Origin of the sequence: Leptolyngbya sp. ST-U4 (genome assembly GCF_039962215.1) — a bacterium.
Lineage (GTDB): Bacteria > Cyanobacteriota > Cyanobacteriia > Elainellales > Elainellaceae > Leptolyngbya_A.
Genome location: NZ_JAMPKZ010000078.1, coordinates 1 through 5,141, shown reverse-complemented (window position 1 = coordinate 5,141; position 5,141 = coordinate 1). Strand labels below are relative to the sequence as shown.

Annotated in this window: 4 protein-coding genes, 1 rRNA gene and 1 pseudogene; 4 read left to right on the top strand and 2 right to left on the bottom strand. The window is 52.1% G+C overall.

Going from position 1 to position 5,141, the window contains the following annotated elements:
• Positions 1 to 360 precede the first annotated feature (360 nt).
• The 4 genes from NDA02_RS28045 to NDA02_RS28030 all read left to right on the top strand — a co-directional run bounded on the left by NDA02_RS28045 (position 361) and on the right by NDA02_RS28030 (position 3,540).
• Positions 361 to 534 carry a hypothetical protein gene (locus NDA02_RS28045; protein WP_206755037.1) on the top strand — a complete coding sequence of 58 codons (174 nt, stop codon included), beginning with the start codon at positions 361 to 363 and terminating at the stop codon, positions 532 to 534.
• The gene (locus NDA02_RS28040) at positions 531 to 1,007 is read left to right on the top strand and encodes a hypothetical protein (protein WP_190790614.1); all 477 of its coding nucleotides are present in this window, start codon (positions 531 to 533) and stop codon (positions 1,005 to 1,007) included. The genes NDA02_RS28045 and NDA02_RS28040 overlap by 4 nt, the downstream gene beginning before the upstream one ends.
• A gap of 364 nt (positions 1,008 to 1,371) precedes the next feature.
• Positions 1,372 to 1,488: ribosomal RNA gene (rrf, locus tag NDA02_RS28035) — 5S ribosomal RNA — on the top strand.
• A 375-nt stretch (positions 1,489 to 1,863) separates the two neighbouring features.
• Entirely contained in the window at positions 1,864 to 3,540 is a 1,677-nt protein-coding gene (locus tag NDA02_RS28030; protein WP_190790613.1) for a R3H domain-containing nucleic acid-binding protein, read from the top strand.
• A gap of 299 nt (positions 3,541 to 3,839) precedes the next feature.
• On the opposite strand, the pseudogene NDA02_RS28025 reads toward NDA02_RS28030, so the two are convergent.
• Both NDA02_RS28025 and NDA02_RS28020 read right to left on the bottom strand, forming a co-directional pair.
• A pseudogene (locus NDA02_RS28025) lies at positions 3,840 to 4,499 on the bottom strand (integron integrase); the annotation flags it as partial.
• The gene (locus NDA02_RS28020) at positions 4,478 to 5,104 is read right to left on the bottom strand and encodes a transposase (protein WP_348256288.1); all 627 of its coding nucleotides are present in this window, start codon (positions 5,102 to 5,104) and stop codon (positions 4,478 to 4,480) included. The pseudogene NDA02_RS28025 and the gene NDA02_RS28020, both read right to left, overlap by 22 nt.
• Positions 5,105 to 5,141 lie beyond the last annotated feature (37 nt).

Sequence of the window (5,141 nt, the reverse complement as noted above, 5' to 3'; positions counted from 1 at the left end):
CTCATTTGCATAAACTCCAGAAGCTCCCACAGCGAGTCATGCGATATTTCAAGCATCGGTTTATTGCTTATGCTGCATAACTTCATGCCTCTTCTATGATTGCCGGGTTAATAATGCACCTCAAGCCGCAAAAACGCCGCTTTTTTCTACTGGGTTTGCGGGCGATGAGACTGATCCAGTCTGCTCTCTAGCTCTTCTGTCACCCCATGAGTTGTCTATGTCCATTCTGCAACAGCTCCCTGGAACCGTCCCACCATCCAAAATCCGCCCAGTTATCGCTTTGTCGGCAGCGTACTGCTAGAATTTGCTCGCTATTGCAGTCATGAACTGGGATATGGAGGGTTGGTAGGACTTTATTCCTTGCCAGGCGCAGAACCATTCTACCGTCGCTTAAACATGAACGAGTGTGGACCGGATGCTCACAAAGAGGACTTAATTTACTTTGAGTGGTACACGCCTCAGTCTGCTGGGTTCGACTGGGAAGATGAGATAGACTGGGGAGTATCAGGTTCGGATACCGAGGAGAGCCAATGATCTTCAAGATCAGTGACGATCGCTTTGATGAACTGTTGAAAATCGAAGAAGAAGTCAACTGCGATATTGGTGCAGGCTATGCTGGAGCCTATCTGCCAGAGTTCCTTGCTGACCCGATTCATTTCCAGCAAATACGCCGACTGCAAGCGATCGTGCTGGAAGCGTTTCAGTCCCTCCTGAATGAACTGAATCTGGGCATTGGCAAAGATGCAGCCTTCACCTGTGGGCGGAAGCTAGTGCTAGAACGTCTGATACAACCTCCAGTTACTATTCAGCAGCAGCTTTGGGACGCGCTACAAGAAGATGGCCTGATTCAGAGCGCTCTTCAGCCCCAACCTGATTACGCTAAGGTCAAAGCTATCTTGCGAACCACCCTGACCCAAGCTGACTGGTCAGCAATCGCTACAGCCGCGTCAGAATCGATTCGGATTCAGATGCTTGAATATTGGAATCAGACAGCACAGGCTTCTTGATAAAGCTGCGAGAAACAACCCTGCAAGGCGATCGCAGTACACCACCGTTGCATTTCAGAGATTTCAGCTAATGCAAAACCTGGCATTAGAAATAGGCGTTCAGTCAAACTATTGCCGCTGAAACAGGGCAGCAGGCACTTCTTTCTGATCACTCTCAAACTGAGTCGAATAGCCCAATTGTCTTGCCAACTGTCCCAAGCCTGTTTCTGGTGAGACAACATTCACATCCCACTGGTTATGGATGCAGCCGAGCCGTACTAACAGACCGAGGGCTTGACTTCACAATCATGGGTGGTTTGATTCCTACTTTGACAAGTCGCTATGCAATTTTAGGGTTCACCCCTGTCAGGATTTATACAGCATTCCTGGTGTCGATGGTGCGGTGGAACCACGCTGACCCCATTCGAACTCAGGTGTGAAACGTCGAAACGGCGACGATAGTTGAAGGGTAGCCTCCTGCAACAATAGCTCGATGCTAGGGTAATATTGACGCGAAAGCCTCTCTTGTGAACGTAAGGGAGGTTTTTGCTTTAGCTTGCTGAGGGTGGAAATGCTATGTGCGATCGATGCAACGGGGCAGGTAAAATCCACACCTGCTGATTACGGCTCAGCGGATGCTCTGCTCAGAAACAATTTGTTAGATTAAAAATAATCCAAATGGCGTTTATTGGCTGGTTGAAGCCAAGCAGTCTTTTCAAAATTCAATCCTTTGATCCTTACGGCTTCCCGTTTTACAGTTGCTGCTTCAGCCCGGTGACTGGCTTGCCTGCTACGGCGCTTGCGTAGCGGGCAGGCCAGTCGCGTTCATATTTCTATTACTCTCTTTTTTCCTGGCGTTCTTCTACCATTCTTTTTGATGCAGAATCACAACGATCTCCAGCAGCTCCTCGATATCCTACCTCCAGAGATCCGGCAACCCTTAGAGCACCATCCCGATCGCGACAGTTTGGTGGAGGTTGTGCTGGACTTTGGGAGACCGCCTGAAGCTCGGTTTCCTCATGGCTCCCAGTATCTGTCTCAGCAAACCGTGACCCGACAGCAGTTGCAGCACTGTGTCGATCGTCTTGGTGCCTTTGGCGGCGACAACCGTGCAGGCATTGAGCAAACGCTGCACCGTATTAGTGCCATCCGCAATCGCCAGGGAGAAGTCATTGGTCTCACCCTTCGAGTCGGTCGTGCGATTTATGGGACGATCGCTCTCATCCGCGATCTGGTGGAAACGGGGCAGTCCATCCTGATGCTGGGTCGTCCGGGGGTGGGCAAGACGACGGCACTACGAGAAATTGCTCGTGTTCTGGCAGATGACCTGAATAAGCGGGTAGTGATTATTGACTCCTCGAACGAGATTGCAGGCGATGGCGATATTCCCCATCCGGCGATCGGTCGTTCCAGAAGAATGCAGGTGGCGCATCCTGAGCTTCAGCATCAGGTCATGATCGAAGCGGTCGAAAACCACATGCCCGAAGTCATTGTCATTGACGAGATCGGGACGGAACTGGAGGCGCTGGCTGCAAGGACGATCGCGGAACGAGGGGTGCAGCTCGTGGGTACGGCTCACGGCAATGCGATCGAGAATTTGATCAAGAACCCCACACTCTCTGACCTGGTGGGCGGGATTGAATCCGTGACGTTGGGGGATGAAGAAGCGCGGCGACGCGGCTCTCAAAAGAGTGTGCTGGAGCGCAAAGCCCCTCCCACTTTCGAGATTGCCGTGGAGATGGTGGAGCGACAGCAATGGATCGTGCATGAGAACGTGGCGGAAGCCGTGGATGCGCTGCTCCGAGGACGACAGCCTCAGCCTCAACAGCGATCGATCAATGAGCAGGGACAGCTTGTCATTACAAAGACAACCGCAGCAGGAACGCCGCTGGTTAAACCCCATCGCTCTGCCCAGGTTCTCCCGTTTTCAGCAGCATCAGCTAAACGGCAGTGGCCTGATCGATCACTCGAAGTGAGAACTGCTCCAGAGAGAAACCGATTCCATTCTCTCCCTAAGGTGGACCAGGACTTTGCCCAGGCTCAGGACAGTCCTCAGATGCGCGTGTACCCCTATGCTATCAGTGCTTATCAGCTACAACAGATCATTGATGCCCTGAACCTGCCGATGGTTCTCACGAAGTATGTGAGTGATGCGGATGCGATCGTTGCTCTGCGCTCCCATGCCCGGAAGCACGACAATTTGCAGCGGCTTGCAAAGAACCAGCAGATTCCTCTCCATGTCGTCAAAGCCAATACGCCTGCCCACATGACCCGCACGCTGCGGCAGCTATTGGGAATGGATTCGCGAGACGACAGGCAGGACTGGGAGATGAATTTTGAGGAAGCCCGTGATCGGAATGAGGAGTTGGCGGCACTGGAGGAAGCCCGGTTAGCGGTGGAGCAAGTCGTGATTCCGCAGCAGCAGCCGGTGGAACTCCTACCCCGCTCTAGCTGGCTACGAAAGTTGCAGCATGAGCTGGTAGAACGATATCGCCTCAATTCTCATTCTGTAGGCGATGAACCCGATCGCAGACTCAGAATCTACCCAGCGTAGGAATTCATTCTCCTCAAATCAGCGCAGCTGGAACCACCCCGGCTGCGTTTTGCTGTTGCCATTCGCTTGACAAAGACGAGTGAGAGGGCGTCTCAAAATCCCTCCTTTGTTTTGCTAGTGGCATAGAGATACCCTATGACCTTGGAAAACAAAGCTGGAAGGCGCTTCCGCTCAATTTTATATGTCTCATAATGACTCAGCTTGACGAGTTTTGAGACAAGATTCCTATACGAATATGCTCAAATTTTTTGCCGACAGAACGGCTGTTGAGCGAACGCTGCTCCTTCACGAACCAGAAGTCATGAATCAAGCGGACTTTTCACGCCTCGTCCGCCTCGATTTAGCACGTGCGTGTAAATCATCGTTGTCTTGACATCCTTGTGCCCCAAAAGCTCTTGAACGGTCCGAATGTCATACCCGTCCTGCAACAGATGGGTCGCGAAACTATGGCGAAACGTGTGACACCCCACTCGCTTCTGGATTCCTGCCGCTCTTGTGGCTTGCTTCACTGCCTTCTGCACACTGCTCTCATGTAGGTGGTGCCGACAACGCAGCCCACTGCGAGGGTCAAGTGGGATCCCCACTGAGGGAAAGATAAATTGCCACACCCACTCCCGCCCGGCATTAGGATATTTTCGCTCCAAGGCGTAAGGCAAAAGCACCAGACCATACCCCCGCTCCAGGTCCTGCTGATGTAATCGTTTGATCCGTCGCAGCTGTCCTTGCAGGGGCTCGACCGTGCAACCTGGCAGCATCGTGACTCGGCTCTCATTGCCCTTAGCATCTCGGACCACAATTTGAGCTTGAGCGAAATCCAAGTCCTTGACTCGCAACTGTAAAGCCTCACTCAGGCGCAGTCCGCTGCCATAGAGCAATTGCGCGACCAGTTGCGGTACACCACTCATCCGGTCGAGGATGGCGTGGGTCTCTGCTTTGGTTAACACCGTGGGCAAATACCGAGATGCCACTGGGCTTCAATCAGATTTATCTCCGAACTGTACTGAGGTAGGAAAAAGAGGTATAAGCCTTGCGATTGCCATTGTTGCCAGTGTCCACGAGCGAAATGACTGGTATGAGCCGGACCATTGTCTTGAACAATGACGGTGATTCTTCCAGTTTGCTTTAGCGTTTGCTCACTTTTGTCGGCAATGGTATTCATGACTCTGACATAACGCTCCTTGTTGAAACTGCCCTGCACCAAGGCATACTCAAATGACTTGTCCGGTTGCCATACCCCTAAAATACTGATGCGATCCCCGTAAAACTTAACTTGGTCGAGGCATTTCTGTTGATTAATGCGACTGTAGCTGTAACTGACAGGGCTTTCCAAACAACAGCCTGATTCATCCAGGTACTTCAGTTCCAGGTGTCCGTCCACACAAGCCTGCTGCAGTAAGGCTAAGTCGGCCTGCTTAATCGCTTTGGTCTCTAGGTTCTGCCGTCCTCGTTGGGCGTGTCGGGTTCGCTTCCACACGAAGCCCTTTTTTTCTAGGGCAGCAAAGTTGGCTAGCAAGACGCGGTAAGCTTTGAGGAGAGTCTTTTGTCTCCAATCACCGTCGTTCATCATGGCTAGACGCTCCTGCCAACCTGCCGCAACCACA

What these genes read in the sequence shown, in the direction of transcription:
- NDA02_RS28040 (WP_190790614.1), top strand. Translation starts at nt 531, where the DNA reads ATGATCTTCAAGATCAGTGACGATCGCTTTGATGAACTGTTGAAAATC.
- NDA02_RS28030 (WP_190790613.1), top strand. Translation starts at nt 1,864, where the DNA reads ATGCAGAATCACAACGATCTCCAGCAGCTCCTCGATATCCTACCTCCA.
- NDA02_RS28020 (WP_348256288.1), bottom strand. Translation starts at nt 5,104, where the DNA reads ATGAACGACGGTGATTGGAGACAAAAGACTCTCCTCAAAGCTTACCGC.